Source organism: Pseudomonas sp. P4_C3 (assembly GCF_056402075.1).
The window spans coordinates 1-989 of the sequence record NZ_JBFUIC010000684.1; the positions used below are offsets into that span (position 1 = coordinate 1).

General features: G+C 51.8%; 2 protein-coding genes. Both read right to left on the bottom strand.

Annotated features, from left to right (window positions below):
* A partial coding sequence (locus AC1DVH_RS31760; protein ID WP_477757114.1) for a hypothetical protein occupies window positions 1-350 on the bottom strand: 350 nt, incomplete at its 3' end.
* A gap of 21 nt (window positions 351-371) precedes the next feature.
* Window positions 372-902, bottom strand: a complete 531-nt coding sequence (locus AC1DVH_RS31765; protein WP_477757115.1) for a hypothetical protein — start codon at window positions 900-902, stop codon at window positions 372-374.
* Window positions 903-989 lie beyond the last annotated feature (87 nt).

The window sequence follows — 989 nt, forward strand, 5'->3', positions numbered from 1 at the left end:
GCCAACTCCAGCAGCAGGCGGTCGACCGCCCTGGCTGAGACGTGTCGGTGGCGGAGGGAGTCGCATGAGGTAAACCAGCCTGACACGGTGTCAAGCAGATACCCGGTGTATTTTGTGAGGTCTTGGTGGGACAAACCGTGGGTTTTGGCGATGCGGCGGATAAACGCCAAGCGTTTGTCAGCAGTCATCCTTTCCCCGGTGGTTCTGGGAGGCTTTTTTGTCATTTTGGTTTCCAGGTCGCACCCTTGAAAACCAAGGGGCTCCGTCTCTAGTACCGAAGTGAAGAGGCAAAATTGCCGGACAAGCCGGGCATTAAACTTGAATGCCGCCCTTTCAACTGGGGCGGTCACCCGCAATCGATCCTTACGTTTTCAAGTATTAACCAGGTCTTGATTTCCTGCCGAAATCTCCTCTGCAGGCCCCGGTTTTACTGGATTTTCACCTTGCGCGAAGTTGTATGAGACCCCTCGTTCTTCGGCTTCTTCGGCAAACCGCGCAGCGATGGCCTGGGAAGGCTGAATCATCCGCATCATTTTGTCGGTGAGGCGCTGCAAAACCAAAGGGCGCATGTTTTTTGGGAAGGGTTTACCGCGTTCGTCGCGCATCGGACGGAACAAGCGGTAGTCGCCTTCCTTCATCCCGCGATTCTCGAAGGTTTTGCGTAAGTTGCTGGTACTCGGCTTGTTCGGCAGCTCTACCATTAGCAGTTCGCCCGGTTCGGCCTTGTTGTAACGCAATGCCAAAGAATCGTAGATCAGGGTAGATTCCTGGCATTGGGTGCCCCGCGTTGCAGGATCTTGTATCAAATTCTCGAATGCCAAGCAGCCGGGTTTTATTGCTTTAATCACCATGTCATTAGCATCCCAGCTGGGTTTAGTAGTAATTTTCTTATTGGTAGTCATATTGGTGTCCCCCAATTTTGTTGTTGTGTAGTGTGTTGGTTAACACTATTTTAGAATAGTCGATGATCTCGCATTTCTGCGTAAAGG

Bases quoted from the DNA above. Each gene is read 5' to 3' on its own strand.
- AC1DVH_RS31765 (WP_477757115.1), bottom strand. From the start codon at position 902: ATGACTACCAATAAGAAAATTACTACTAAACCCAGCTGGGATGCTAAT.